Below are 26,976 nucleotides of genomic sequence, written 5' to 3'. Positions count from 1 at the left end.
ATAATCTCTACTGGCTTAAAAATGAGCAGGGTTAACGGTAATAATTACCTACTTGAGCAATAATTGTTTGTATAAGCAACGACGTTATTTAGCGTTAGTAAAAGCATCTTTGATCGTCGTTAGATCCTGCATCCACTGGTAGTAGCCGCCAAATGCTAAGTAAGAATCTGGGCTCAAATAAACCACTTGCTGCTTGCTCCATGCATTGCTCTGGGCAACCAGTGGATTGTCTAATACAGCCTTGGCACCAATACCGTCTTCACCAATTGCAGCACTACGGTCGATGACAAATAACCAATCTGGATTGGCTTTTTGGATATATTCAAACGATATCGGCTGACCATGAGGCGCATCGGCAATTTTGTCATCCGCCATTGGTACACCTAACACAGTGTGGATAAAACCATAGCGAGACTTGTCACCATAGGCTGACATCTTATTGCCATTGACCATCACGACTAGGCCAGAGCCTTTATTTTCTTTTGTTAGACTTTTGGTCTCAGTGATGAGTCCATCGATGTTCTGTTGTAGCTTAGCGGCTTGATCGCTTTTACCAAACAGCGCACCTAGATCATGCATGCGCTGCTTGCTTGACTCATAGATATTGGCTGTATCAATACTCATGTCTAACGTTGGGGCGATACTTGACAGCTCGTCGTATTTTTCTGCCATGCGTGAACCGACCAAAATAGCTTGTGGCTGCATTGCATTCAACGCTTCAAGATCTGGCTCAAACACAGTACCTACCGATTTTGGATCAGGTTGCGTCTCTGAGTGTAGATTCTTTAGTAATAGACCACCAGGCATACCATCGACCGCCACATCTAGCGCGGCCAAGTCTTGCATCAACGTCATGTCATAGACGACAAGTGGCGATGGGTTCATAGCCAGCTCAACATCACCTTTTACAGTATTGACCATGATTTTCTCAGCAGATACAGCGTCGTTATTAGCAACGTTCTGTGATTCATCAGCCGTTGGGTTTTCAGTTTTGGCGTCTGCTGGCTCAGAGTCATTAGATTCAGGCGAGCTACATCCTGCCACTACCGTAGCTAATAACGCTGTCATGGCAGCAGTCAGTAATGGACGTTTGAAAACAGAGGCGGTAGATCTGCTAGATAATAAAGGTGTCGGCATAATGAACTCGGTCTATCAAAAAATGTTTAAGCAATTGTCTAAAATAATTGCAAATGAATGACGCTAAAAATATTAAGTCTGAAAGATGCTTGAGATAAAAAGCATAAAATAAATAGTCTACTTAGTACCAATTACTAACTTTTTATACGAATAGTTTTTATAAAAATAGTATGGGTAGACAACACAGCGGTTATAATAAAGTAGTTGAGACTCATTATCAATATAAATGATAATGGTTTTTATTAACAGTACTTGTTATATTAAACGCAACGTATCATTTGATGAAAAGGTAAGGTTCATAGTAATGAAATCTAGAAGTAGTTAACGTTCATAGAAATGAGCGTTGAGATAGGTAAAACTATTAAGCAATGCCATGTGTCAAAGATGTATTAAATAGCGAAAATATTGTAAATTATTATTGATAATAATTATCGTTTGCATTATTATCTACGCCATTCTACTCTGAGTAATAAACATTAGGCTGTTATGAGTTCAACGGATTTAGACGCGCCACCACTTAAGTCGTTATTGCTAGCTATTGTTGCAGTCTTAGGACTCCATGTGCTTGCCGCAATTGCACTAGTGGCAATAAAAACGCCTGAACTCAAACCTGAGCCAAAAAAAGAGATGTCACCACTTGAGATAAAGTTTGTGTCATTACCGGCAAAAACGGTCTCAACTGAAGTAGAAAAACAAACAGTCACAGCCAAAAAAGAAGTACAGCCTGAGGTACAAGTTCAGCCAGTGCCGCAACCTGAACCAAAGCCTAAAGAGCCGGTTAGACAACCAACAGAGACACCAGTAAAACCAAAAGAGCCTGTTGTAAAAAATATAGAGCCGAAAGTGACGCCTGTTATAGCGTCAGAAAAGCCGCGTCCTGATACCAGTCAAAAAGTAGCCCCAAAAGAGCCGCTACCGAAACCGAAGGTTGATAACTCAGCAGCTGAAGCACAACGTCAAGCAGCTGCCCAAGCTGAATCAGAGCGCCAAGCCAGAAAAGCTGAGCAAGAGGCGCAAGCTAGGGCAGAGCAAGAAGCTAGAAGAGTCGCTGATGCCAAAGCTGCCGCTCAAGCGAAGGCTGCCGCAGAGGCCGCCGCTGCACAAGCACGAGCTGAGGCAGACGCAGCAGCTGCTTTAGCACAGAGTAATGAGCCTGTAAGCTTCACTGCTAGCTCAGCCAACTGGGCCTCTGCACCAAACTTTATTTTTCCTGAGCGCGCTGCACGTAGAGCCCGTTCTGGTGATACGCTCAACGTTGTCTTGGTATTACGAGTCAATAAGCAAGGCGGTATCGATAACGTGCGAGTTGCTCAATCATCAGGTAATCCGCTAGTAGACAAAGAAGCCCGACGTCAAGTGCGATCTGGCAAGTTCAAACCCTTTACTAAGAATGGCGTACCCGTGGTAGGTGATGTAACTCTACCGATCAGTTACGCGGTTCCTTGATAGCTCACATTTTATAACAACGTATTTATTGATAATCTTTCATTATAAAACTAAACATGATATTTACCTCAGTATCATGTAATGGCATTACACATTAAGGAGTCTGACATGGACTTTATGCAATACTGGCAGATCAGCGACATGGTGACAAAAACGTTGTTCTTTTTGTTGCTTGCGTTATCTATTCTCTCTTGGGTGACAGGTATCGTCCGCGTATTGCAAAGCCGCAAACTGGCGACCAATGTAGCAGATGATTTAAGTCAGCAATTACAAGCCAGACAGTCTGATTTGGCTGGTACTGATGCTGCCACACGCCGTTTGGTGACTGAGCAGACTTTGCTCAAGCATATCGGTCGCTATCGCTTTGCTAGTGAGCGCGGTCTGCCGATTCTTGGTACGACAGCAGCGATTGCACCGTTCATCGGCTTGTTTGGTACGGTATGGGGTATTTTCCATGCCTTGCACAACATCGGTATGAGTGGTCAGGCAGGATTGGGGCAGGTTGCAGGGCCAGTCGGTGAAGCACTGATTATGACAGGTCTTGGTATTGCAGTAGCGATTCCAGCCGTGGTGTTTTACAACCTTGCGGTACGTATCAATCGCCGCATAATGTATCAAGCTAACGACAGAGCGCATGATTTATTGGCGCAATCAACGGGTCTTGTGGATACTACCAAGGTAACCGCGAGCGCCTCACAAGTACACGCTGCAACAAGCAGTCGTTCAACGACGAGCGAGACGCAGCATACTAATAACTACAGTAATTCTGTGCCAAAGCAGCTATAGATAGTGTTTATTTTGCAAGCATTAAATCTGCAAGCGCTAAGTCTATAAAGGCTAAAACAACAAGTCGACAAACCGTCAAAAAGCGGCTTGGCTGTGTGAAAATAACTAAAAGCATTGAGAGTAACTATGGCATTTCAATTGGGTGATGATGACGTACGAAGCATGGATGAGATGAATCTCATTCCGCTTATCGATATCATGCTGGTATTGATGATTATATTTTTATTGACAGCGACCGTGTTGAATCCGACGGTGCCTTTAGATTTACCAGAGACTAGTGCCGCGCTCAATGAAACGCCGCCAGAAGCGATCCAAGTCAGTATTGATAAAGATGCAGGGATATTCTGGGATAGCGATCCAATCAGCATGGAAGAGTTAGAGACACGCTTGCAGCAGCAAGGCGCGACTGGTAAGAATCCAGCGGTACAGTTACGTGCGGATAAAGAAGGCAAGTACGATACGGTCGCTCAAGTCTTAGCAGCGGCAAGTAACGCTGGACTGACCAAAATCGCATTTGTGAATGAGTAGTTTAGTAGCTAAATCTTTAAGAACTTAGGCACTGAATAGTTTAAGCACTGTGAGTCAGTGCTAGTAGCTTTGACTTTATATTAGAAAACTGGCTAGATAAATCAATAGCCCAACCAGCAAGACAATTAGCACCATTATAATAAAAACAATTAAAATAATAAAATTTTCTCCAACCTCATTAACTACTTAAACCTCAAATTAAGTCGTTAGTGAGGTTTTCTTTTTTTACCAACCGTAGCCAAATGGACGATAGCCGTAACCAAAACCTGCATGTCTGTAGCCAAATGGGTAAGGTGAGCGTAAGTAGTCGAGATCGCGCTGACGGATATAGTAGTAGCGCCCTTGAGAGTAGGCTTCTTCTAACTTCTCAATACCTTCTAACGGACAGACAGGTTGCCAGTCATAGCCTTCGCGACCGAGCTTATAAGCATTCAGCTCGGTACAGTAGTTTCTGAGACCTTGTTGACGGCCTTGCTCCCATTGGATACGGTTAGGGCTAGCACCGCCGACACTAGCGCAGCTATTGGTATAGTGACCGAAGTAGGCACCTGAACGTCCTTGCGAGCCATCAGCATAGCCGACTTCTTGCCAGTTACTGCTTTGACACTGCTGCGGCGTTAGGCTCTGAGTCGTGGCACAGCCCGATAATGTCAGTACGACCGCGCCAAGTAGCGATAAGCTCATGCCTGCTTTGCTCATGACTTTACTTGTCAGCTTGCGAGCGTGATAAGCGCCCGATGAGTTTGACTCAATAAGATAATTCATAATAAACCTGCGCGCGTTTAAAATTATGGTTTATCATAGCACTTTTTTGCGCTGACCACTTTTCGTATCTGGTTTTTATAGCGTACTGTACTCGGTAAGTTTATATACGCTAAATAATTGATTTAATAGCGTAACTTGCTAAATTGTCATATGCTTTAGAAGCGCTTGTTGCACCGCGATTGGACGACAACGCTTGATTTTTAATGGTTCGTGCTCATTATAAGCCCTTATATATCGTTGTTTATTATCCTGCTAATCGCAAATCTATATGTACTATTTATAAATAACGGTTCACTAGCGATATTTACCTCTATATCTCTTAGTATCTTTTTCATTTAGTCAAAAGGCCAGACCATCATGGGAACATTGATTGGCGTTATCATTGTACTATTCGTATTAGGGAGTATGATGGCGCTCAAACCGAACGGTATCGATCAGCGTTTGGATAAGCTACGTATGACCGCGCGTCGTTTACAGCTCAATCCAAAGCTCGTTTCGTGCCCTGATTGGATAAAGGGGAAGGATAATGAGTATGGCCGCGGTATGCTTGGACAATACTGCCTGATATTTGAAGACACTAAACTGCCGCATACCCGTTATCAAGTGATTGATGGACAGTGGCGACCAGAAAGCAGTTTTGTCGATACCAGTACAGATGATAAGACGCTTACTATTCCCAGTGCGATTCGTTCTAGTCAAATCAGCAATAATCCGACGGTCAAAAAAACTGATTTTAGCTTGGATCAAGTGCCGTTAGATTTGCCGGTAAGTATTGAACCGTTTGTTAAAGGTCTATTGACCAAGGCAAATAGCATTATTATTTATTGGGAAGATATTGCTTATGTACGTCCAGCATCTAATCCTACGTACCATCAAAAACGGATCGAAGCGGACTTATTAGTGCTCAAAGAAAACCTTGAGAAGTGGGCGCTACAGATGCAAAAACAAGCATAAACCTAGTAAAGCGTTTTTTCGTCTCCATTAAAGGGCAATATGCAAGCGGTTTGTCATATTCAAATTATTTAAAGTTGACAGTTTAACGCTTAGCAGTGTAACGTCTTTATAACTATATCTTTATTTTATGGTTATTATTTGTTTTATAACCTTTTTTATCAGCAGCGATTATTACTATAAATAGCTGAACCATGGCCAAACCATGAGTATCCGCTTCCATAAATTGCCGTGCTGCTGAATTTAACCTTACTTTTAATTTACTTATATTATGGTGTCGTCAAACATGGCAAAAACCACAACCAAAAAAAGTCCAGCACCAGCTGCTGACAGCCCAAAGGGTAAGTCTTTGGTGATTGTAGAATCACCAGCCAAGGCAAAAACGATTAATAAATACCTTGGTGATGACTTTATCGTACGCTCAAGTATCGGTCACGTCCGTGATTTGCCGGTCAGTGCGAGCAAAAGCGCAAAGAAAGCAACGGCCGCTAAAAAAGATGACAGTCTGACCAAAGAAGAAAAAGCGCAGCAAGCACTGGTACGCCGCATGGGTGTAGATCCAGAGCATGACTGGGCGGCAGTCTATGAAGTACTACCAAACAAAACCAAAGTCATTAAAGAGCTTAAAGCATTAGCCAAAGACGCTGATAAAATCTATCTAGCAACGGATATGGATAGAGAAGGGGAAGCGATTGCTTGGCATTTAAAAGAAGTCATTGGCGGCCCTGATAGCAAGTATCAACGTGTGGTCTTTAACGAGATTACCAAGTCAGCTATCCAAAGTGCGTTTAAACAGCCTTCAAAATTAGATATTGACCGCGTGAACGCGCAGCAAGCACGCAGGTTCTTAGACCGTGTGGTTGGGTTTATGGTATCGCCGCTACTATGGCAAAAGATTGCTCGCGGACTATCAGCTGGCCGTGTACAGTCAGTCGCCATGCGTTTGGTCGTCGAGCGTGAGCATGAAATTCGCGCGTTCATTCCAGAAGAATACTGGCAAATTCATGCTGATACGCACATTGCCAATGACAAGGCTAACAAAACATCAGATGCCGAACAAATCGGTATTCGTTTAGAGGCGACCAAACAAGGCGGCAAAACTCTAAAACTTGGTAATAAAGAGCAGACTGATAGAGTGCTTGAGATACTCAAAGCAAGCGATTTTATCGTTAAAGAGCGTGAAGAAAAACCAACGCAATCACGTCCAAGTGCGCCCTTTATCACCTCAACTTTGCAACAGGCTGCTAGCACGCGCTTAGGATTCTCTGTTAAGAAAACCATGATCTTAGCGCAGCGTCTATACGAAGCGGGTTATATTACTTATATGCGTACCGACTCGACGTTCTTATCAGGCGATGCGCTTGCTGCTGTCCGAGGTCATATCGAAGACAGTTATGGCACAAAATATGTGCCCGAAAAACCAAATTTCTATGGTAACAAGCAAGGTGCACAAGAGGCGCATGAAGCGATTCGTCCTTCTAATGTCAATATGAAATCAACGCAGCTCAAAGGTGTTGAGCGCGATGCTATTCGCTTGTATGAGTTGATCTGGCGTCAGTTTGTGGCGTGTCAGATGTTGCCTGCCAAATATCTATCAGTGAACCTGTTTGTCGGTGCAAGCGATATCGAGTTAAAAGCGCGCGGTCGTACCATGGTGTTTGATGGCTATACAAAAGTGATGCCACCAGCCAAGACTGACGATACGTTATTGCCAGATGTCAAAAAAGGCGACAAATTAAACCTAGATAAACTTGATCCAAGTCAGCACTTTACTAAGCCTGCGCCTCGCTATACTGAAGCCAGTCTAGTAAAAGAGCTTGAGAAGAAAGGCATTGGTCGTCCATCGACGTATGCCTCAATCATCTCGACCATTCAGGATCGTGGTTATGTGAAGCTTGAGAATAAGCGTCTGTTTGCCGAAAAAATGGGTGATATCGTCACCGATAGATTGACGGCTAGCTTCCCAGATTTGATGGATTATACCTTTACTGCTGCGCTTGAAGACAAGCTCGATCATGTCGCCGAGGGTGAGCAAGACTGGAAAGACGTGCTCGATAATTTCTATGGTGAGTTTAAAACGACTCTAGAGCGTGCCAAAGAAAAAGACGGCATGCGTCCAAACGATCCGACTGACGTGCCAGATGTCCATTGCGATATCTGTGATCGTCCGATGCAGTTGCGCACAGGCTCAACAGGCGTATTCTTAGGCTGTACTGGTTATAACTTACCGCCAAAAGAGCGCTGTAAAGGCACCAAAAATCTAATGCCAGTCGAAGCATTTGCCAATCTAGATGATGCGGAAGGTGATGACGAAGCGGCAGAAGTTAAAGATTTGATGGAGAAAAAACGCTGTCCGAAATGTGGTACGGCGATGAATGGTTATATCGTCGATGGTGGACTCAAACTACACATTTGCGGTAACAACCCTGATTGCGATGGTTATATTCTAGAAGAAGGCAAATTTGAAGTACCTGGCTCAGATGCACCAACTATTGACTGTAATAAGTGCGATGGGCAGATGGAGCTTAAAACAGGACGCTTTGGTCCGTATTTTGCTTGTCAAAACTGTGATAACACGCGTAAAGTACTAAAAACAGGCGAAGCTGCGCCGCCGCGTATGGATCCAATTCATCTGCCAGAGCTCAAGTCAACCAAGCATGATGATTACTTCATCTTGCGTGAAGGGGCGGCTGGGATGTTCTTGGCAGCATCTAAGTTCCCAAAAGTGCGCGAGACACGTCCGCCAAAGCTGGCTGAGCTACGAGAAATTAAAGATAAAATGGAAGATAAGTTCCAGTATTTGTTTGCAGGGCCAGATGAGGATCCTGAAGGCAACCCAACCATATTGCGCTGGTCACGTAAGAAAAAAGAGCAGTATATCGGCTCTGAGAAAAACGGCAAGGCCACACGTTGGGGTGTTTACTGGCGTAAAGGTGAATGGGTAGAGGAGTAACTATTGTTACATCCAATATAGTGCTTTTATAGCGTCAGACTCATTTAATGTACTAAAGGTACAATTTGCATTGGTCTTTCTTTTATTGGCTTAAACAAACCTAATAATTACTTCCAATAAAAAACCCTCTTATAATTTAAGAGGGTTTTTTTGTGCTTATAATATTTCTTTTAAGCCATTTCTACGTTTGCAGACTTAGCCTAAATTCATATGTTTGCACAGTATTAGTTTTTTACGATGATACCGCAACCAATACGATCGCCTGCATTACCTGAAGGCTGACTGGTATAGTCGTCAACGCCAGCATGTACGATAAAGGCCAAACGATTTACGCTATATTTACCTGCTTCAGTCGCTGCAATTTTCTTATTCACATAGTTAATAGTAGCAACACCATCTTCATTAGCAGTTAAGTTTGGCAAGTCACCAGCATGACCATTCATATCATCTGGATTAGAGTGTGGCTTGTTGTCTGGATTGAAGTGACCGCCTGCTGCTTTACCCATGACGTCACAGCTACCTGTTTCGTGGATATGTAATGAAACAGTTCTGCCTGGCTGTAGATTAGTGAGTTTACCGTAAACTTGGACGCCACCATCAACTGGACGTAAGAAAACTTGACCAACTTCTTTCTTCTTACCATCTACTGTTTGTATGGTTGATTTTAGCGTTGGCTGTGCTAAAGGATTGCCCGTTTGCATTTGGCTTTCTACCGTTTGGCAACCAGTCATTGCTAACGCCGAACCGCATAATAGGGTACTTGCAAGTAATGTCTTATTCATTATTATCTCCAATTGTTTGAGTTGTTATTTTCAATCTTCATTAAAGCCACGAATATCTATCGTTATTGTTCTATAAAAATCGGTGTCAATATTCGTTAACATCGGAGTCAGTATAGCCAAGCTAACGCTATAGTTATTCATCAAATGCGCAACAATCAGTTAATAAATGTAAGTAACGTATGGGTTTGAAAAACGAAATAGCATAAATAATTTTGAAATTAAATGGCTTTAAGTATGTGAGGAACCTACTAAGAAGGATATGAATTGCAAGCAAATAAATAATAAACAGGCATAAAAAAGCCGCCCATCATTGTGATGAGCGGCTTCCTAATCTATAGAACTGGCTTAATAAAGGGTCAATTAATTGTGCAGTGCTTTACCAGAGGTTTTATCAACAGTCACTTTGGCAGGTTTGATTGGTGTTGGCATACTCACCAAAGCAACCTTTAATATTTCCTCAATCGTAGCGACTGGCTGAATGGTTAAGCCTTCTTTGACGTTATCAGGGATGTCAGCCAGATCACGCTCATTGGTCGCTGGGATCAAGACGTGCTTGATACCGCCGCGATGTGCAGCAAGCAACTTCTCTTTGAGACCGCCAATACGTAGGATTTTACCGCGTAAGGTAATCTCACCTGTCATCGCAATATCTGGACGGATAGCGATACCTGTCAACGCAGAGACGAGCGCTGTCGTCAGTGCACCACCAGCAGATGGGCCGTCTTTTGGCGTCGCACCCTCTGGCATATGGACATGGACGTCTGTTGTTTTAAACGTCTCGTAATCGATACCTAAGCTATCACCGCGAGCACGAACCACACTCATGGCTGCGCGAATCGACTCTTTCATCACATCGCCTAGTGAACCAGTAAAGCTAAGCTCGCCTTTTCCTTTCATGCCGACCGCTTCGATGGTCAATAGCTCACCGCCGACCTGAGTCCATGCAAGACCAGTAATACGACCAATCTCAGGCTCTTCTTCAGCCAGACCGTAGTCATACTGATGCACACCTAGATAGTCATCGATGTTTTTGTCATCGACTGTCACTAGCTGACGTTCTGCTTTTTTCGGAGCGCGAGCACCATGAGTTTCAACCGAACCGCGAACCACTTTACGGCAGATTTTGTTCACTTCACGCTCAAGGTTACGCACACCTGCTTCACGGGTATAGCTACGTACGATGCTGTGCAATGCCGCTTCAACAATCTCAATTTCGCCTTCTTTAAGACCGTTTTGTTTAATGGCTTTTGGTACTAGGTATTTCTGTGCAATATTAACTTTTTCTTCTTCGGTATAACCCGGCAAGCGAATAACTTCCATACGGTCAAGCAGCGCAGGCGGAATATCCATACTGTTGGCAGTACAGATGAACATCACTTGCGACAAATCTAAGTCCATATCTAAATAATGGTCGTTAAACGTATCGTTCTGTGATGGATCCAATACTTCAAGCAACGCTGATGCTGGATCACCGCGGAAGTCTTGCGCCATCTTATCGATTTCATCCAATAAGAATAATGGGTTTTTGACTTCTACTTTTGCAAGAGACTGAACGATTTTACCCGGCATCGCACCGATATAGGTACGGCGATGACCACGAATCTCTGCTTCATCACGTACGCCGCCAAGTGCCATACGCACAAACTTACGACCCGTGGCACGGGCGATAGATTCGCCTAGTGAGGTTTTACCGACACCTGGAGGACCGACGAGACATAGAATCGGGCCACGAAGTTTTTTCACGCGTGATTGCACGGCGAGATATTCTAAGATGCGGTCTTTCACATCTTGCAAGCCATAATGATCTTCGTCTAATACCGTCTTAGCTTTGTCTAAATTAATAGATACTTTAGTCGTCGCATTCCACGGCGTGTCCAAAATCCATTCAATATAATTACGTACCACTGACGATTCGCTTGATGCAGGTGGCATCATTTTGAGCTTTTTGAACTCTTGCTCAGCTTTTTTGCGCACATCTTCTGGCAGGTCGGCATCTTCTAAACGCTGTTCTAACTCAGCCACATCATCTTCACCATCGAACGCGCCGTCATTCATATCTGACAGCTCATTTTTGATGGCTTTCATCTTCTCATTTAAGAAGTATTCGCGCTGATTGTCTTCCATCTGCTGACGGACAGCATCTTGGATATCTTGTTCGATGTTTTGCTCAGCACTTTGCTTAACCAGATATTCAGTCAAAGTATTGATATGCGTTTTGATATCGTCTTCTTCTAAGAAAGACTGTTTGATATCAAGATCCATCGACACACGAGTTGAGATGAAATAAACCAACTCAAGCAAGTCGTCGATACGTTTGGCCACACGAGTCAGCTCACGTGCATTGCGAAGTCGCGCATCTGCATAGCTTTCGAATAATGTGGTTAACGCTTGAATGGTGTTTTTCTGTTGGCTCTCATCCATGCTGACATCAAGATCGGCACGCTCAAATCTCGCCATCAATAAATCGTCATGGCCTTCTATATTATCGACACGAGCGCGGTATTGACCTTCGATCAATACTTTAATGCAGTTCTCATCGCTGTCATGTGGCATGGTGCTGACGATGCGACACACCGTACCGTACTGATACAAGTTATCTTGATCAATATCTTCGGTCAGTGAGTCTTTTTGCGCGACTACCAGTACTTTGTTGCCATACTCAGCCTGTGCCAACTCAACCGCTTTCACCGATGGTGCGCGTCCCACAAACAGTGCAATTTGCATATGTGGATAAACGACGACGTCGCGTAATGCTAGCAGTGGCAGATAGCTTTCATCTTCATTGTCTTTGACAGCGTTGGATGAGGCATTTGACGCATCCGTAGATGAGCTTTCTGTCTCATTATTCGCGTCAGTACTTATGTTAGCGTCAGTGTCAGTATTTACATCAGACGTCGTGTCAGTGTTAAGGGCAGATGATACATCGATGTCGATGTTGTCTTTATCAATATTATGTTCACTCATATGTTTTTCCTCGTTCCCCAGACTTGTAAAGTCAAGTTCGTGGTTCATGTTTAGATAAATGGTGCTCACGAAAAAAATTGCAAGGCTGATTGGTGAAGTCGTCTGCTTATCTTTGTTAAATAGTTGTCTGAGTGCCCAGTTATTAATGCAATCAATGTTACCAATGACATGTCGTCAACGGTATAACTGGTCTGTGAAGGATAAAGACAGTCAGAAATTATAGAAGAGGGTTTAGATGTATAGGTGGTATTTGGCTACCTATGTTGATGCCTAATCGGTTCTATGCGTAGGCTTTATACCCAAAATAAGGTAAACTGGCGCGCGTCTAAAACAGGCTCTCATATTGAGACGTTTTAGACAACAGGGCGATATTCATTAGTTTCAATATTCATAGGTCTCATTAAGACCAAAGTATAAAGAACAAGGGGCAACACATGGCCATCAATGCAGTATTGCTAGCAGTTATTATCATGCTAGGACTGTCACTTTCGCGAGTGCACGTGGTGCTCAGTTTATTAATCGGGGCGCTGGCAGGTGGACTGCTAGCAGGGCTTGGTATTACTGATACGCTCAATGCCTTTCAAGAAGGCATCCGTAATGGCGCAGAGATTGCGTTGTCGTATGCATTGCTTGGAGCGTTTGCGGTAGCGATTGCTCATTCGGGATTACCGCAATCGTTGGCAGGCGCGGTTATCAAGCGTATTGATGCTGCGGGCACGAGTGGCATGATTAAGTACATGCTGTTTGCAGGCCTCATTACCATGAGCTGCTTTAGTCAAAACTTAATCCCTATTCATATTGCCTTTATTCCGCTACTGGTACCGCCATTACTACTAGCATTCAATCGAATGCAGATTGATAGACGCCTGATTGCTTGTCTGATTACTTTCGGGCTAGTCACCACCTATATGTTTATTCCTTATGGTTTTGGTGATATCTACCTCAATCAGATTATGCTAAAAAACGTGGGTGAAGCGGGTATTGATGTTGCCAATATTTCTGTGGTGCAAGCCATGGCGATTCCTGCATTGGGTATGCTAATTGGTTTGCTGGTTGCCGTATTTATCAGCTACCGTAAGCCACGCGCATATCAGCAGATTTCGATAGATCAGCAAGCGCATGATGCCGTAGTAGAAGGTGATGCATTAAGCAAAACTGCTGCTGGCGCACAGTCGCAAAGCAAGCTAAAGACACTGGTTGCACTGGCTGCTATCGTGACTGCTTTTGTGGTGCAGCTATATACTGATTCGCTACTACTGGGCTCAATGTTTGGCTTTGGTGTGTTTATGGCGACTGGCGTGGTGAAGTGGCGTGATGCTGACGGCGTCTTTAATGACGGTATCAAGCTGATGGCGATGATTGGCTTTATTATGATTACCGCGCAAGGTTTTGCTGAAGTAATGAAGGCGACTGAGCAGATTCAGCCATTAGTCGATGGGGCAGCATCACTGTTCGCTGGTAACAAAGCAATGGCCGCATTTATCATGCTACTCATTGGTTTGATTGTGACCATGGGTATCGGCTCGTCATTCTCGACCATTCCGATTCTGGCCGCGATTTATGTACCGCTATGTATCTCGTTAGGGTTTTCACCATTAGCAACTGTAGCGATTATAGGTACGGCGGGCGCGCTGGGTGATGCGGGTTCGCCAGCGTCAGATTCGACATTAGGACCAACCTCTGGTCTAAATATCGATGGTCAACACGACCATATTAAAGACAGTGTGATACCGACATTCTTGCATTACAATATTCCGCTACTGGCCTTTGGTTGGATTGCAGCGATGGTGCTGTAGTAAATGATTTGAATGATTGGGTCTGATATAAAGGGCGAGTATAGCTATAAGCTATGCTCGCCTTTTTTATTTCTCTTTATTGCTTAATTAATATGTTTTTTAATACTCATCATCAAAATCATTTATCTCACCATTCAAACTACTCAAAAACGCATCGCTTTGCGCGAGCAATTCATTTAAGCGCTCTTCATTGACTAGCCTTGTCATCTCCTCAGCGCTAAAAGGTTGCTCTTGACTGTAGTAACGCAGCTCCCTAGCGTCCTCATTGCCTAATGTTTGCAAATATTCATCCACACTGTCTGCACTGGAATCAGCAGCGCTAGAGTCTTTTTCAAATTTTTTATTGTTATTTTTCATCAAAACCACCTTATGCCGCTTGGGGTAATTAAGCTGTCTAAAGGCACATCCCACGGTTGACGCGCTAATTGTTCAACCACTTGAAAATCATAGCACCAGCCAATTTTTAACGGCCTTGAAGCCCCTGAACGATAGCTGTTACCAAGCGTTGTATCATAGAACCCGCCACCCATGCCCATACGGTTGCCGTTTAGGTCTACTGCCACCAGTGGACAAATAATCACGTCTAGTTCTGAGGCCCATAATAGAGCGCGGCTGTGGTTTTGCTTCATACCTAATTGATGAATGCGAGTGGGGACATTGACCAGTTTTGAATGATAAACAGGTACAAAGCGCAATCGTTTATCATCGCTGCCATTGCTAGCACGACCAAGTGATCCGACGACTGGTAAATAAGGTAAATAGCCTAAGCGTTGACACCAGTCTAATATTAGCTGAGTAGGTAGCTCACCAAATCCATCATAATAAAGCCCAATACGTGCATGTGTAGGCAATCGCTGCTGTAGTTTGGTCAAATGTAAGCTCGCAGACTGAGCAAGTTGTCTACGTTCGCCATCAGTTAACTGGCGACGTTGGCGAGTAAAGTGCCGTCTAGGCGGATTACTGATGACAGCTTCGGATGGTTCAGCATTTTTTGAATCCGAATTATTTGGATCAAGGTTGTTTGAATCAAAGTTATTTGGCTCAGGTCGTATTGGTTTAGGGTTCATGGTTTCAGAGTGCATAATTTTAGAGTGCATAGGTATCCCATCCAATGAAGTATTAGATTGATGGTGACAGGTGTTTTTAGACATTCGTTTTTAGGTATTGCTCAAGGCTATTTGTGAATATTCAACACGCCTTAGTCATGCTATCATAACGCCACTTTACATCGTATTTCCGTTTATGTGCAGCAGCTGTTGCACTTTTTATCGTTCAGTTATCTAACAACAAACCAGTAAAGAGGGTAGTTATGTCGACACAGAATCAGGCAACTCGTACCGAAAAAGACACCATGGGCAACGTAGAAGTCCCAGCTGATGCTTATTGGGGTGCGCAAACTCAGCGTAGCCGCGAAAACTTCAAAATCGGTGGCGAGACTTTGCCGCGTCCAATGATTGAAGCGATGGCACTGGTCAAAAAAGCCGCTGCGATTACCAATGCAAGCCTAGAGCGTATCGAAGGTGACAAGCGTGATCTCATCGTACAAGCCGCTGACGAAATCATCAATGGTGGTCTGGTCGATCAGTTTCCGTTGGTTGTATGGCAGACAGGTTCTGGCACCCAGTCAAACATGAACATGAACGAAGTACTCGCCAACCGTGCCAACGAAATAGCTGGTTCTGAGCGCGGCAGCTACACGCCAATTCACCCAAATGACCATGTCAATCATGCACAGTCTACCAACGACAGCTTCCCAACGGCGATTCGTGTGGCGGCTGCGCGTCAGATCAACAGCTTGTTGATTCCAGCGGTACAAGCATTGCGCGATACCCTTGATAAAAAAGCGAAAGAGTTTGATAGCATCGTAAAAATCGGTCGTACGCACTTACAAGACGCCACGCCTTTGACCTTAGGCCAAGAGTTCAGCGGCTATGTGAGCCAACTTGACCATTCATTAACTCGTATCGACAACGCGCTACAAGGTCTATATGAATTGCCACTAGGCGGCACTGCGGTTGGTACTGGTCTAAACGCCCATCCTGACTATGCGGTAAAATCAGCTGAGCAACTATCAACCTTGACTGGCTTGCCATTCGTCACATCACCAAACAAATTTGAGGCACTAGCCGCTCGTGATGCCGAAGTATTTGCCTCAGGCGCACTAAAAACGCTAGCCGCTAGCTTAAACAAAATCGCGAACGACGTACGTTGGTTGGCATCAGGTCCTCGTTGTGGTTTGGGCGAGTTGACGATTCCTGAAAATGAGCCAGGCTCTTCTATCATGCCGGGTAAAGTAAACCCAACGCAGTCAGAAGCAATGACCATGGTTGTCGCTCAGGTCATGGGTAACGACACGACTATCAGCATGGCTGGTGCGTCAGGTAACTTTGAGCTAAACGTTTATAAGCCAGTTATCGCGTTTAACTTGTTACAGTCTATCAAATTGCTTGGCGATGCTTGCAACAGCTTCAACGAAAACTGTGCCGTTGGTATCGAGCCAGTAAAAGACAAAATCGATGACTTCTTGCACAACTCATTGATGCTAGTCACGTCATTGAACCGTCATGTTGGTTATGAAAATGCCGCAAAAATCGCTAAGACGGCTTATAAAGAAAACAAGACTTTGAAGCAAGTGGCGGTTGAGCTAGAGCTATTAACTGAAGCTCAGTTTGATGAGTGGGTCATTCCTGCTGATATGGTACATCCTAAGTAAGCAGTAGACCAAATAATGACCTGTTACGGCTTCAGACTCGCTTAATGTACGATAAGTACCATTTGCAATTGTCTTTCTGGTAGCAGCATTCATATTTGTTCCACTTAGAGCTTAGAAATAAAAAGACCTTGTCACTTCTTATACGAGAATGTGACAAGGTCTTTTTTTACTTTAAATCAAACCAGATTTATTTTTGATTTTTAAATAAATCTGGTTTGATTTATTTTGGATTTAAATATATAGTGTCTACAAATCAGCGTAGAGGTGTATAAACATGTCAGACATAACAAGTAAGATTATTGAGACCCAGAAAGCAAAGAAAATTAAAAGTGAGTTTGTTGCAACTACAGTACGTATTCCAAAAGAACTTCAATTAGCCATCGAAGATCTTGCAGAATATCTGTCAATCTCAAAGCAGGATGTCATGCTTGATTTGATAGAAGAAGGGATCAAGGTTGCAGAAGGTGTTCTTGAAAATAACGAAATTAAAGACTCAATATCTACAAATTTTCATGTTTTAAACACTAATAAAAGACATGATTTAAATGCTCAAAAAGAGATGTTAGGCCAAGGTATAGCGGCTGCGTATTACGGTGATTGGAAACTTGAAATAAACAAAATCCAAAAAAATGACACCGTTTTTCTGTACGAGAATGGCGTAGGTATCGTAGCTTATGGAAAAGGTTCAGGAGAAACGCTTAAAAAAGACTATGAAGGTGAAAAAAATCAATGTCATTATCAAAAGTTAATAGATTTCGTAGTCTTAGAATCACCAATATCAGCATCGAAAATTAAAAAAATTCTTGATCGTAATGTGGTTTTTCTTCAGACAAGATCCAGCATGCCTGATGGTCAAAAAATCTTAGATGAAATCGCTGTCTAAGATACTTATTGACTTCATATTTTTAATCAAAAACTAAGGATGAGTTATGTTTGTAGATGAAGGTCATAGAATACACGACGTCTATCAAATTACCAAAGAGCAGAAAGGTAAAATAAAGGCTTTCCTGCAAGGTGGTGTATATTGCTGGTGTAAGAATAGAAAAGATGAATGGTTTTCGTTAAGAGATTTGATGGGTGGTGATAATTTTCATTGGCAAGGAACGCCTTTGATTGAACTATATGAAAAGCACAAAGATAAAGAAGATTCTGTAAAATCAGCTGGTATAGATGCAGGTTGGTTGTTGAAAGCTGTTATATCTGAAGATGAAAGAAGGTTTGAGACGAAAACAGAATCACTTATAAGAAAGTATCGTTGGGTTGATGGCAGTATTTTAGAGTAGGAAAAGTAATTAAATACTACAATTTATTGAATTAAGGTTGAATTAATACCCAGCGTGTTTAATATGAGTTTGATATGAAAAAGACCTTACCACATCACGCGGTAAGGTCTTTTTCATATCAAACATCTAATCTCAATTAGAACTTATAAAGTAAACCAAGTGTCGTCGCTGCTTCAGTACGCGAGTCGACCATTGGGCTATCGTACTGCTCATTTGGTACATAGCTTACGCTTTGATTGGCAAATCCTGCCCAGCGCTCATTAAAGTCATAGTTAGCGCTAATGTTGATATACGGATTCAGGCTTGAGTTGGATTGATAAGCGTCAACGCCTGTCTCTGCTGACTCTTTTTCACTGACGCCATAGTAGTATTCATTATAGTCAGCATCATGATATTCAAAGCCAATGCTTGGATAGACCGTTAGCTTGCCTTTAGTAATTCTAGAAAGGTAAGTCAAGCGAGCCGTGTTACCGCCACTACGATCTAATACATCAGCACCTATTTGCGCGCGGATGCCACCGATAGCGGTACGACGCTGGTAGCTTAGACCTGCTTCTGCTGATGATTTACGCTCATCCAAACCTTGTAGTGCACCATTGGCATCATCAGGTTCAAACTCAGAACCCGCAAGCTTGGCATAGGCAGATAACTGATTGACACCATCATTGATCAGATATGCACCAGCTTGTGCACCGCGTACATAGACTTTGTTATTGTCATAAAATGCACCTGGTAGCACGCGCACTTCAGTACTGTCTTCGAGATCATAGGCTGATTTGACCGCCATGACATTGACCCCAACGCTGAGCTCAGCATCTTTGTCAGTCGGCAGGTTATCATTAAAAAGTGCGGCGTTAGACAGGCTAGCCACACTAAATAGTGCAGTAGCGGTAAACGCGCTAAACATAGTACGTGTAGAGATATTAGGTAGCGCTGCAAGTTTTAACATAATTGGATCTCGTAAGTGAGTATAAATAACTGAGTGGTGCGATTAAGCAAAACGTGTTCAAAAGAGTAAGCAATAAAACGAATCAGTAATATAGGTCAGTATGCTGTTTTTGGAGTCTATATAGCAATGATAGATAAGTATGAGCATTTACTCAATGGCTTTTAGTACTTGCAGTAATTGCTGATGAATATCTTGCCACCACCAGACAAAACTAATGCTGATAAGTAACATCGCAAGCCATGGTAATAGCTGCCAAATAATAGAAGGCTTTTTAAGTGCTTTGGGTTCGATACTCTTATGAACAGCTTCATTACTTAACGGTGAATTGTTAGCAGTAACGCTTTCAGCATATATGTCTGCTGTATTCGTTTCATTGTTGGCAAACGCAGTATCTTGCTCGGTTGAATTGGCATTAAGATGAGGCGATTGGTCGATAGAAGTGGCATCATACGAGCTTTGATTATCGTATTGTGCACGATATTGGCCACTATACTGACTGTTATATGATGAGTTGTCGTGAGTACTGTATGAGTAGTTGGTTTGATAAGGGTTAAACGTGCGCTGCTGCTGAATCGCTGCATTCTGTATAGCAACGGCTAGACGCTGACGGTAGCCAATGGCAAAAGCCAACGCAATCACTAGTCCTGTGATTGCGCCACCGATATGACCAGCATTATCAATACCCGGTACAGCAAACCCATAGACGAGGTTGATGCCCATAATAAATATCAGGCTTTTAAGATTGAGTACCATGCCATTGACCGATATTTTAAATAGTGCCGCGATTAATAATGCCGCGCCAATGCCCATGATACCGCCTGATGCACCAGCTGATAGTCCAGGCTGTCCCGTGCCATCCAAAATACTTTGCCATGTCACATAACTATTGAGTAAGTTACCACCGATTGCCGCTAGTAAAAATAACGCCAAAAACTTGGCTGAGCCAAACATCGGCTCGGCAATCTGCCCAAAGAAATACATGGCAAACCCATTAAACAATAAATGCATCAGACCGATGTGCAAAAACGCACTACTGACCAAGCGCCAAGGATCATCGCCCATGGTAAATGGCAACGCATTGGCACCCCATTTAAGCAATGCCTCAGTAGAGGGGTTATTGGCATCGACACCTGTCAATATCTGCATAATAAATAGCCCGATAAAGCTGGCTAATAGCAGGGTAGTGACGGGTGCTGTTTTTAATAGTTGTTGAATGGTCATAAAAGCGAGATATCATCAAAATGTTGTATATATAGTATAAAGGGTATGGCCAGATAATGTTATTTATCCGCAGGTCATCATAGTACAAGTTTTCATAGTCTTGATGGCTGATAGCTTTTAAAACTAGATAGTTCTTAGAAAAAGTTCTTAAAAATGAATAGTTCATTAAAGCGGATAGGTCTTAAAAATGGATAGCTCTAAAAGTTACCAACTTTAAGATTCTCATAAGTACCTTTTACCAAGATATCATCCGTAACTTTATTGATATCGGTATGACCGCAGAATGCCATTGAGATATCACACTCTTTATAGATGATTTCGAGCGCGCGGCGTACGCCATCTTCACCATAAGCGCCCAATCCATAGAGAAAAGCGCGACCAATCATCGTGCCTTTTGCACCTAGCGCAATCGCTTTTAGCACATCTTGACCAGAGCGAATGCCACTGTCTAACCACACTTCAATATCGCTATTCTCAGCATGGACGGCTTGTACGATGTCAGATAGTGCAGAAATAGAAGACAGTGCACCATCTAATTGACGGCCTCCATGGTTTGAGACGACCAGTGCATCGGCACCGCTACGGGCCGCCATGATGGCATCTTCGGGTTCCATGATGCCTTTGATGATGAGCTTGCCGCCCCACATATCTTTGATACGCGCCACATCATCCCAGCTCAAACGTGGATCGAACTGCTCTTCTGTCCATGAGCTCAATGAGGACAAGTCTTCAACGCCTTTGGCATGACCGACGATATTGCCAAAGCTACGACGTTTGGTACCTAACATGTTCATACACCACTGCGGCTTGGTCATTAGGTTTATGATGTTGGTAAGTGTCGGTTTAGGCGGAGCAGACAAGCCGTTTTTGATGTCTTTATGACGCTGACCCATGACCTGCAAGTCGGCAGTTAATATTAGGGCTGAACAATTGGCATCTTTGGCCCGTTGAATCAGATTGGCCATATAATCTTGATCGCGCATGACATATAACTGAAACCAAAACGGTTTGCTGGTATGAGTGGCGATGTCTTCGATAGAGCAGATGCTCATGGTCGAGAGCGAGAAAGGCACGCCAAATTTTTCAGCGGCACGCGCGGCATGAATCTCGCCATCTGCCCACATCATACCAGTGAACCCAGTCGGAGCGATGGCAACGGGCATATTGACGGACTCGCCAATCATTTGTGTCGCTAGACTGCGATTGTCCATATCGACCAATACTCGTTGGCGTAGCTTAATACGGTCAAAGTCAGTTTCATTACTACGATACGTGGTCTCAGTCCATGAGCCTGAATCGACATAGTCATAAAACATACGCGGCACTTTACGCTCGGCGACACGGCGTAGGTCTTCAATCTCTGTTATTTTCTTTAGTACTGGTTTTAAATCTTTCATGATTTCTCACCACTTCATCATCGTAATAGGATGTTTTTCTGATAGGTCTAATGCTATTAAGCGAGCAGCTGTTGTAAATCCATCACCGAAAACGGATAGTTTAATCGTTTGGATGGTGTCAAAATCACAGGGATAGCTGTGGCAAATTCCATCATCAGCGCCTCATCAAGGTCTGCAATATCGACATGTTGGTAGCTAATCGGTTGTACCGCCTGAAACTGAGTGATTATTTGCTCAGCGATATCACATAAATGGCAGCCCGAGGTACCGAGTAGCCACCATTGATTGTTATTTTCAGTGCTGTCTAGGCTTGGATTTGCTCCAATAACACGCGCTCGTAATACTTCTATATTATCATCGTGCATGGGTAGTCTCTTATCTTCATACTGATTGCAAAGCGCTGATGCTCAGCACGCGCTTATCTAAAACATAAAATGCTTTAACGGTCATTACATCATAAAGAAGTGGGGTAAATAATGACAGCGATTGTGAGATTAGGTAAGATGACCTGTTATTGATCGTTATTAATGACGAATGTTCAACAGTTAATGATTGGCTATATATAGCCCGTTTACAATCATTGATGCTTAGTTGATGTCTCATAGTCATTGATAGAGTATCAACCTTATCTTATTACTTTTTTAACCACTCGGATATCGCGCATGGCAAGTTTTGGCACATTTATTAAACGTCTGTTATTGGCAATTATGCTATTGGTTGTCGCATTCCATATATTGGTCGTCGGGCTATTATTAATTTGGAAAACGCAGCCAATCAATAACAGCATGTTTATGTTGACGCATCGCCTAACGGGCGGCACGGTCACTCAGACATGGGCTGAATATGATGCGATTGCCAAATCTGCCAAGCAAGCAGCGATTGTGAGTGAAGACTCAACGTTTAGTCAGCACAGTGGTTTTGATTTTAAAGGAATTAAGGCCGCACAAAAGAAGAATGAAGAGACAGGCAAAATGTCTGCTGGTGGCTCAACGATTACTCAGCAATTGGCAAAGAACTTGTTCCTCACCTCGCATCGCTCTTATGTGCGTAAAGCGGAAGAGGCTGTCATCACTGTGATGATTGAGACGCTATGGGACAAGCAGCGCATTATGACCGCTTACCTAAATGTGGCGGAGTTTGGTAATGGTATCTATGGTATTGATGCAGCAGCGCATCATTATTTCGATAAGTCTGCGGCCAATCTAAACCGAGATGAGTCAGCGCTTCTGATTGCGATGCTTACCAATCCAAAGTACTACGAAGACAATCAAGGTGATAAGCGTTTGCGTAACAAGCAACGTATTATCAAAAAACGCATGAAAAATGCTGTATTACCGCAAGCAGCTTCATAAATATAAAGCATTAGGGCTAAGTTATAGGCTCGGATTGTTGTAGGCTCGGCTATTTCGAATAAGACTAGGACATGCCCTAGAAAAGACAGAACGATAAAAGATGATGGCGTATCGATAACGCAAAAGGAGTAGTGACGTGGTAGAGATGACTAGTAATCAGGGCGGCGGTGATGTTAACAATATGATTAACGTTAATAAGGTCAACGAGGGCGCTAATGACAATATTGATAAAGCGATTAGTATAGATAGTAGTGTAGATAATAGCCCAAATAACTTGGCCGAAATTGAATGGCAACGCTCAGCAGATGGCAGCTATTCACCGAGCAGTTATATCAATCGTGATTTGTCTTTACTACAGTTTCATCTGCGAGTATTAGCGCAGGCATCTAGTTCGCGTCACCCATTGCTTGAACGCTTATTTTTCTTGATTATTTTTTCATCCAATCTCGATGAGTTTTTTGAGATTCGTGTCGCTGGCATCATGCAAAAGCTTAACATCGGTGATGTATCGACCAGTGCTCATGGCATGCGTCCTAGCGAAGTGCTAAACGAGATATCTATTATCACTCATGCCGCAATCAGTGAGCAGTATCGTATTCTCAATGAGGATATCTTGCCAGCGCTTGCGCTCGAAGATATCCGCTACCTAAAGCGTGATGAGCTAAACGCTGATCAGTCTGCATGGATGAAGCGTTATTTTACGGAGCAAGTCGTACCCGTACTGACGCCGATTAGCATTGATCCGGCGCATCCATTCCCGCGTCTTGTAAATAAAAGCTTAAACTTTATCGCTACCTTGGAAGGCAAAGACGCCTTTGGACGTGATATCAACTTGGCGATTGTGCCTGCGCCGCGTAGTCTACCGCGTGTGATTCGTCTGCCAGATGAGCTAACTGGTGGTAAAGAGCATCATGTGATGCTATCCGCTATCATTCATGAGCATATCGGTGAGCTGTTCCCTGGGATGAGTGTGACAGGCTGTCATCAATTTAGGCTGACACGTAATGCCGATTTAGATTTGGCCGATGATGTCGAAGACATTGCCAAAGCACTAGAAGGCGAGCTTGAAAACCGCCGCTTCGGTGACAAGGTACGCCTTGAGGTCACAACCGATTGCCCAACGCATATCAGTGAGTATCTGCTCAATGAGTTTGAGTTGCATGACAATCAGCTATACCGTGTCAATGGCCCAGTCAACCTAACGCGTTTGCTGTTTGACTTTAATATTCCTGCACTACGCTATCAGCCATTTACTCATGTTGTGCCAAAGGCATTTCGCCGAGAAATGGATAAGTCAGATAAATCGACCAGTATGTTCGCCGCCATGCGTAAGAGCGATGTGTTGGTTCATCATCCTTTTCATGCGTTCTCACCGATTATCAATTTACTTTGGCAAGCAGCCAGCGATCCCAAAGTATTGGCAATTAAACAAACGCTATATCGCTCAGGCACCAATTCAGAAATTGTCAAAGCACTTGCCGCCGCTGCTCGTAATGGCAAAGAAGTCACGGCTGTTATCGAGCTGCGTGCGCGTTTTGACGAAGCATCTAATATCGCAGTTGCCAACTATCTACAAGAAGCAGGCGCGGTCGTGGTCTACGGTATCGTCGGTTACAAGACCCATGCCAAGCTCATGCTAATCGTACGCCGCGAGGAAGACCGAATCCGTCGTTATGTCCATCTGGGCACCGGTAACTATCACGCGGCCAATGCTAAGGTTTATACGGATTATGGTCTGTTTAGTGCAGATCCTGATATCTCAGAAGACGTTCACAAAATATTCCAAGAGCTAACCGGCATGGGCAAACCTGCCAACCTCAAAAAACTATTACATGCACCGTTTACTTTGCATGAGAAATTGATGAGCTTTATCGATGATGAAATCGCTCATGCCAAAGCGGGTAAACGTTCTCATATCATTATTAAAGCCAATGCGTTAACTGAGCGCCGCCTCATTGATAAATTATATGATGCCTCGCAGGCAGGCGTTAAGATTGAGCTTATTTTGCGGTCTATGTGTTGTCTACGTCCACAAGTAAAAGGGCTGTCTGAAAACATCACTGTGCGCTCTGTTATCGGACGGTTTTTGGAGCATACGCGCGTTTATTATTTCTATAACAATGGTGATGAGCGTCTATACTGCGGTAGTGCAGACTGGATGGATCGTAACCTATTCCATCGTGTAGAAGTGGCGTTCCCGATTGAGAATAAAAAGCTATTTAAGCAGATTTATCAGGATGGCTTAATTAACTACTTACAGGATAATACGCAAGCGTGGACACTTGATGGCACTGGCGTTTGGCAGCAATTACAGCCAGCAGCAGGTGAAGAGCCACACGTCGCACAAGAGCATTTATTAAAAACGATCAATCGTGTCGAGGAATCTAGCTAATTTGCAAAGATACCTTTAGGCAATAATCAGCTATTCGACTATTCAGTTATCTATCTGACCAAGCACTGGTAAATACTGGTGCTTGGTTTTTTTATGCTCATCAATTGCAAAAGTTACAAACTGACTTGCAACCTCACAATTATTCACATATTGATACGGCAGTACACTGGTGCATTACCCAAGGTCATACCTATAATTAATATCAATTCTGACGCTACTTGATAAGTATTGGCTACTTATTTGAGCGTTGGTACAAGTTCAAAACCATGTAATCAAATCATAAGAATAGGAAATAAATCATGAGTACTACTAACGATGACAATTCAGATATCAAGCAAGCTGCAGAACAGGTAAATGGTCAGGAAGTTGAGAAGAACTTAGCAGAGAATAAAAAGGTTGATGCTCCTGAATCATTAAGCGAAGAAGAGCAAACGCCTTTTATCGATGATGATCTACGTACTGATAAGTAATCTACGACATCAAACATCAAACATCGAATTAATAATAACAAATAATAAAGCGAGGGATACGCCATGACTATGCAAGAACCAGTAACACCAGTAGCAACGGAAACAGAAGAAAAGGTAATCGTGGATGACCCTGCTGCTAATGAGTTAGAAAACCCTAAAGATAGCTATGCAGGGCGCAAGCACAAGCCTGAAATCGATGGCCCTGAGCAAGACTCACAAGAGACCGACGAAGTTTATGCTGATCCACGTAAAGAAGAGAATCTTCCAGCTGGTGGCAAGAACGCAGCAGAACTAAGTGCCTACGACTTGAGCCAAAAAGGTAACGAGTAAAGGACTATAGATAACAGCGGGCTAACCAAATTGATAAAATTATAAATATAAAAGAGGATATGATAATGCAAGCCAAAGACTCAGCAATAGACAAGGCAAAGATACTAGGATCTGACGATCATAATGCAATTGAGAAAAATACCACTGAGAACAAAGGAACTGATACTTTTGATGAATCTGTGGTCGACTCAGAACACGTAAATGATAATGACAATCCAGCGCGCCAACCAGATCGCCGTGATCAAGAAGGAAGTACTGCATTTGACGATAATATTAATGAAGATACTGTCGGTAGTGCAGCACCAAAGAGTGAGGGTATTAATGATTTAAATCGTTATGCCAATATTGATAACGCACAAACCCGTATCTTAAATCCTGATGAGAAAGACTAAATGGGTTTAAATCTCAAAAGATATATAGTGTTTCTTGGGTTAGACGAGTAATTATCATAGTAGGGAGTACCAATGAATAACTCACATAACGAAAGCGTCAATAGTGATCATAATTTGAAAGATGCAGATGACAATAATGGTATTGTTCCTGATGATGCATTACAAAAAGCAAATCCAGCCGCAGCAGAAAAGGCTACAGAAGATCATGATCCGCATAATGTCGCTAAGAGTAACAAACAGTATGACAGTCCATTGATGGAAGATGACAAGTAAAATTCCAGGATATCGGTAGCTATTAGTATTTGTACATAACTAGGCATTTGTATATAGATAAAAAGGCACTGTGTTTGGTAAGAGTATATAACTCGT

General features: G+C 43.1%; 25 protein-coding genes. 15 read left to right on the top strand and 10 right to left on the bottom strand.

The window, feature by feature from the left end:
• Window positions 1-84 precede the first annotated feature (84 nt).
• A complete protein-coding gene (locus tag QL898_RS05150; RefSeq protein WP_290176030.1) occupies window positions 85-1,137 on the bottom strand; it encodes an ABC transporter substrate-binding protein in 1,053 nt (350 codons plus the stop codon).
• Between the two features lie 486 nt (window positions 1,138-1,623).
• On the opposite strand from QL898_RS05150, the gene QL898_RS05145 reads away from it, so the two are divergent.
• From QL898_RS05145 to QL898_RS05135, 3 genes are all read left to right on the top strand, one after another.
• Entirely contained in the window at window positions 1,624-2,583 is a 960-nt protein-coding gene (locus tag QL898_RS05145) for an energy transducer TonB (protein WP_290176029.1), read from the top strand.
• Between the two features lie 108 nt (window positions 2,584-2,691).
• The gene (locus tag QL898_RS05140) at window positions 2,692-3,369 is read left to right on the top strand and encodes a MotA/TolQ/ExbB proton channel family protein (protein WP_290176028.1); all 678 of its coding nucleotides are present in this window, start codon (window positions 2,692-2,694) and stop codon (window positions 3,367-3,369) included.
• 126 nt (window positions 3,370-3,495) lie between these two features.
• The gene (locus QL898_RS05135) at window positions 3,496-3,897 is read left to right on the top strand and encodes a biopolymer transporter ExbD (protein WP_025651314.1); all 402 of its coding nucleotides are present in this window, start codon (window positions 3,496-3,498) and stop codon (window positions 3,895-3,897) included.
• A 225-nt stretch (window positions 3,898-4,122) separates the two neighbouring features.
• Here QL898_RS05135 and QL898_RS05130 read toward each other — a convergent pair whose 3' ends face one another.
• Window positions 4,123-4,662, bottom strand: a complete 540-nt coding sequence (locus tag QL898_RS05130; RefSeq protein WP_290176027.1) for a DUF2799 domain-containing protein — start codon at window positions 4,660-4,662, stop codon at window positions 4,123-4,125.
• Between the two features lie 357 nt (window positions 4,663-5,019).
• Here QL898_RS05130 and QL898_RS05125 point away from each other — a divergent pair, with 357 nt between their 5' ends.
• On the top strand, window positions 5,020-5,616 hold the full coding sequence (locus QL898_RS05125) for a hypothetical protein (protein ID WP_290176026.1): 597 nt from the start codon (window positions 5,020-5,022) through the stop codon (window positions 5,614-5,616).
• Window positions 5,617-5,899: 283 nt separating this feature from the next.
• Window positions 5,900-8,566: a type I DNA topoisomerase gene (gene topA / locus QL898_RS05120; protein WP_290176025.1), complete on the top strand. Its 2,667-nt coding sequence runs from the start codon at window positions 5,900-5,902 to the stop codon at window positions 8,564-8,566.
• Between the two features lie 224 nt (window positions 8,567-8,790).
• Here topA and QL898_RS05115 read toward each other — a convergent pair whose 3' ends face one another.
• Together QL898_RS05115 and lon are read right to left on the bottom strand one after the other, a co-directional pair.
• Window positions 8,791-9,348: a superoxide dismutase family protein gene (locus QL898_RS05115; RefSeq protein WP_057761216.1), complete on the bottom strand. Its 558-nt coding sequence runs from the start codon at window positions 9,346-9,348 to the stop codon at window positions 8,791-8,793.
• 360 nt (window positions 9,349-9,708) lie between these two features.
• A complete protein-coding gene (gene lon, locus QL898_RS05110; RefSeq protein ID WP_290176024.1) occupies window positions 9,709-12,312 on the bottom strand; it encodes an endopeptidase La in 2,604 nt (867 codons plus the stop codon).
• Between the two features lie 434 nt (window positions 12,313-12,746).
• On the opposite strand from lon, the gene QL898_RS05105 reads away from it, so the two are divergent.
• On the top strand, window positions 12,747-14,108 hold the full coding sequence (locus tag QL898_RS05105) for a Na+/H+ antiporter NhaC family protein (RefSeq protein ID WP_290176023.1): 1,362 nt from the start codon (window positions 12,747-12,749) through the stop codon (window positions 14,106-14,108).
• Window positions 14,109-14,207: 99 nt separating this feature from the next.
• Here the strand turns inward: QL898_RS05105 and QL898_RS05100 are convergent, their stop codons facing one another.
• Window positions 14,208-14,465, bottom strand: a complete 258-nt coding sequence (locus QL898_RS05100) for a hypothetical protein (RefSeq protein WP_290176022.1) — start codon at window positions 14,463-14,465, stop codon at window positions 14,208-14,210.
• A complete protein-coding gene (locus QL898_RS05095) occupies window positions 14,465-15,205 on the bottom strand; it encodes a 5-formyltetrahydrofolate cyclo-ligase (RefSeq protein WP_227679308.1) in 741 nt (246 codons plus the stop codon). The genes QL898_RS05100 and QL898_RS05095 overlap by 1 nt, the downstream gene beginning before the upstream one ends.
• A gap of 212 nt (window positions 15,206-15,417) precedes the next feature.
• Between QL898_RS05095 and fumC the strand changes: the two genes are divergently transcribed.
• The 3 genes from fumC (at window position 15,418) to QL898_RS05080 (ending at window position 18,104) form a co-directional block, all read left to right on the top strand.
• On the top strand, window positions 15,418-16,821 hold the full coding sequence (gene fumC, locus QL898_RS05090) for a class II fumarate hydratase (protein WP_290176021.1): 1,404 nt from the start codon (window positions 15,418-15,420) through the stop codon (window positions 16,819-16,821).
• 274 nt (window positions 16,822-17,095) lie between these two features.
• Window positions 17,096-17,704, top strand: a complete 609-nt coding sequence (locus QL898_RS05085; RefSeq protein WP_290176020.1) for a hypothetical protein — start codon at window positions 17,096-17,098, stop codon at window positions 17,702-17,704.
• A gap of 46 nt (window positions 17,705-17,750) precedes the next feature.
• Window positions 17,751-18,104 (top strand): hypothetical protein, encoded by a 354-nt coding sequence (locus QL898_RS05080; RefSeq protein ID WP_290176019.1) that lies wholly within the window; start codon window positions 17,751-17,753, stop codon window positions 18,102-18,104.
• Window positions 18,105-18,240: 136 nt separating this feature from the next.
• Here QL898_RS05080 and QL898_RS05075 read toward each other — a convergent pair whose 3' ends face one another.
• From QL898_RS05075 to QL898_RS05060, 4 genes are all read right to left on the bottom strand, one after another.
• Window positions 18,241-19,053, bottom strand: coding sequence for a MipA/OmpV family protein (locus QL898_RS05075; RefSeq protein ID WP_290176018.1), 813 nt, complete (start codon window positions 19,051-19,053; stop codon window positions 18,241-18,243).
• A 147-nt stretch (window positions 19,054-19,200) separates the two neighbouring features.
• A complete protein-coding gene (locus QL898_RS05070; RefSeq protein WP_290176017.1) occupies window positions 19,201-20,274 on the bottom strand; it encodes a rhomboid family intramembrane serine protease in 1,074 nt (357 codons plus the stop codon).
• A 197-nt stretch (window positions 20,275-20,471) separates the two neighbouring features.
• The gene (locus QL898_RS05065; protein WP_290176016.1) at window positions 20,472-21,671 is read right to left on the bottom strand and encodes an alpha-hydroxy acid oxidase; all 1,200 of its coding nucleotides are present in this window, start codon (window positions 21,669-21,671) and stop codon (window positions 20,472-20,474) included.
• 56 nt (window positions 21,672-21,727) lie between these two features.
• Window positions 21,728-22,036, bottom strand: coding sequence for a glutaredoxin family protein (locus tag QL898_RS05060; protein WP_290176015.1), 309 nt, complete (start codon window positions 22,034-22,036; stop codon window positions 21,728-21,730).
• Between the two features lie 297 nt (window positions 22,037-22,333).
• On the opposite strand from QL898_RS05060, the gene mtgA reads away from it, so the two are divergent.
• From mtgA to QL898_RS05030, 6 genes are all read left to right on the top strand, one after another.
• On the top strand, window positions 22,334-23,023 hold the full coding sequence (gene mtgA, locus QL898_RS05055) for a monofunctional biosynthetic peptidoglycan transglycosylase (protein WP_102093061.1): 690 nt from the start codon (window positions 22,334-22,336) through the stop codon (window positions 23,021-23,023).
• Between the two features lie 145 nt (window positions 23,024-23,168).
• Window positions 23,169-25,415, top strand: a complete 2,247-nt coding sequence (ppk1, locus tag QL898_RS05050) for a polyphosphate kinase 1 (RefSeq protein ID WP_290176063.1) — start codon at window positions 23,169-23,171, stop codon at window positions 25,413-25,415.
• Window positions 25,416-25,714: 299 nt separating this feature from the next.
• Entirely contained in the window at window positions 25,715-25,885 is a 171-nt protein-coding gene (locus QL898_RS05045; protein WP_185156594.1) for a hypothetical protein, read from the top strand.
• Between the two features lie 63 nt (window positions 25,886-25,948).
• Window positions 25,949-26,215: a hypothetical protein gene (locus QL898_RS05040; protein ID WP_102093062.1), complete on the top strand. Its 267-nt coding sequence runs from the start codon at window positions 25,949-25,951 to the stop codon at window positions 26,213-26,215.
• Window positions 26,216-26,280: 65 nt separating this feature from the next.
• Window positions 26,281-26,607, top strand: a complete 327-nt coding sequence (locus QL898_RS05035; RefSeq protein ID WP_227679310.1) for a hypothetical protein — start codon at window positions 26,281-26,283, stop codon at window positions 26,605-26,607.
• Window positions 26,608-26,679: 72 nt separating this feature from the next.
• A complete protein-coding gene (locus tag QL898_RS05030) occupies window positions 26,680-26,880 on the top strand; it encodes a hypothetical protein (RefSeq protein WP_290165717.1) in 201 nt (66 codons plus the stop codon).
• Window positions 26,881-26,976 lie beyond the last annotated feature (96 nt).

Source organism: Psychrobacter sp. APC 3279 (assembly GCF_030407795.1).
In the GTDB taxonomy this organism is placed as follows: Bacteria; Pseudomonadota; Gammaproteobacteria; order Pseudomonadales; family Moraxellaceae; genus Psychrobacter.
The sequence above is the reverse complement of the archived record's forward strand: the minus strand, read 5'-3'. Positions and strand labels throughout refer to the sequence as shown.

Bases quoted from the DNA above. Each gene is read 5' to 3' on its own strand.
- QL898_RS05150 (WP_290176030.1), bottom strand. From the start codon at position 1,137: ATGCCGACACCTTTATTATCTAGCAGATCTACCGCCTCTGTTTTCAAA.
- QL898_RS05145 (WP_290176029.1), top strand. From the start codon at position 1,624: ATGAGTTCAACGGATTTAGACGCGCCACCACTTAAGTCGTTATTGCTA.
- QL898_RS05140 (WP_290176028.1), top strand. From the start codon at position 2,692: ATGGACTTTATGCAATACTGGCAGATCAGCGACATGGTGACAAAAACG.
- QL898_RS05135 (WP_025651314.1), top strand. From the start codon at position 3,496: ATGGCATTTCAATTGGGTGATGATGACGTACGAAGCATGGATGAGATG.
- QL898_RS05130 (WP_290176027.1), bottom strand. From the start codon at position 4,662: ATGAATTATCTTATTGAGTCAAACTCATCGGGCGCTTATCACGCTCGC.
- QL898_RS05125 (WP_290176026.1), top strand. From the start codon at position 5,020: ATGGGAACATTGATTGGCGTTATCATTGTACTATTCGTATTAGGGAGT.
- topA (WP_290176025.1), top strand. From the start codon at position 5,900: ATGGCAAAAACCACAACCAAAAAAAGTCCAGCACCAGCTGCTGACAGC.
- QL898_RS05115 (WP_057761216.1), bottom strand. From the start codon at position 9,348: ATGAATAAGACATTACTTGCAAGTACCCTATTATGCGGTTCGGCGTTA.
- lon (WP_290176024.1), bottom strand. From the start codon at position 12,312: ATGAGTGAACATAATATTGATAAAGACAACATCGACATCGATGTATCA.
- QL898_RS05105 (WP_290176023.1), top strand. From the start codon at position 12,747: ATGGCCATCAATGCAGTATTGCTAGCAGTTATTATCATGCTAGGACTG.
- QL898_RS05100 (WP_290176022.1), bottom strand. From the start codon at position 14,465: ATGAAAAATAACAATAAAAAATTTGAAAAAGACTCTAGCGCTGCTGAT.
- QL898_RS05095 (WP_227679308.1), bottom strand. From the start codon at position 15,205: ATGCACTCTAAAATTATGCACTCTGAAACCATGAACCCTAAACCAATA.
- fumC (WP_290176021.1), top strand. From the start codon at position 15,418: ATGTCGACACAGAATCAGGCAACTCGTACCGAAAAAGACACCATGGGC.
- QL898_RS05085 (WP_290176020.1), top strand. From the start codon at position 17,096: ATGTCAGACATAACAAGTAAGATTATTGAGACCCAGAAAGCAAAGAAA.
- QL898_RS05080 (WP_290176019.1), top strand. From the start codon at position 17,751: ATGTTTGTAGATGAAGGTCATAGAATACACGACGTCTATCAAATTACC.
- QL898_RS05075 (WP_290176018.1), bottom strand. From the start codon at position 19,053: ATGTTAAAACTTGCAGCGCTACCTAATATCTCTACACGTACTATGTTT.
- QL898_RS05070 (WP_290176017.1), bottom strand. From the start codon at position 20,274: ATGACCATTCAACAACTATTAAAAACAGCACCCGTCACTACCCTGCTA.
- QL898_RS05065 (WP_290176016.1), bottom strand. From the start codon at position 21,671: ATGAAAGATTTAAAACCAGTACTAAAGAAAATAACAGAGATTGAAGAC.
- QL898_RS05060 (WP_290176015.1), bottom strand. From the start codon at position 22,036: ATGCACGATGATAATATAGAAGTATTACGAGCGCGTGTTATTGGAGCA.
- mtgA (WP_102093061.1), top strand. From the start codon at position 22,334: ATGGCAAGTTTTGGCACATTTATTAAACGTCTGTTATTGGCAATTATG.
- ppk1 (WP_290176063.1), top strand. From the start codon at position 23,169: ATGACTAGTAATCAGGGCGGCGGTGATGTTAACAATATGATTAACGTT.
- QL898_RS05045 (WP_185156594.1), top strand. From the start codon at position 25,715: ATGAGTACTACTAACGATGACAATTCAGATATCAAGCAAGCTGCAGAA.
- QL898_RS05040 (WP_102093062.1), top strand. From the start codon at position 25,949: ATGACTATGCAAGAACCAGTAACACCAGTAGCAACGGAAACAGAAGAA.
- QL898_RS05035 (WP_227679310.1), top strand. From the start codon at position 26,281: ATGCAAGCCAAAGACTCAGCAATAGACAAGGCAAAGATACTAGGATCT.
- QL898_RS05030 (WP_290165717.1), top strand. From the start codon at position 26,680: ATGAATAACTCACATAACGAAAGCGTCAATAGTGATCATAATTTGAAA.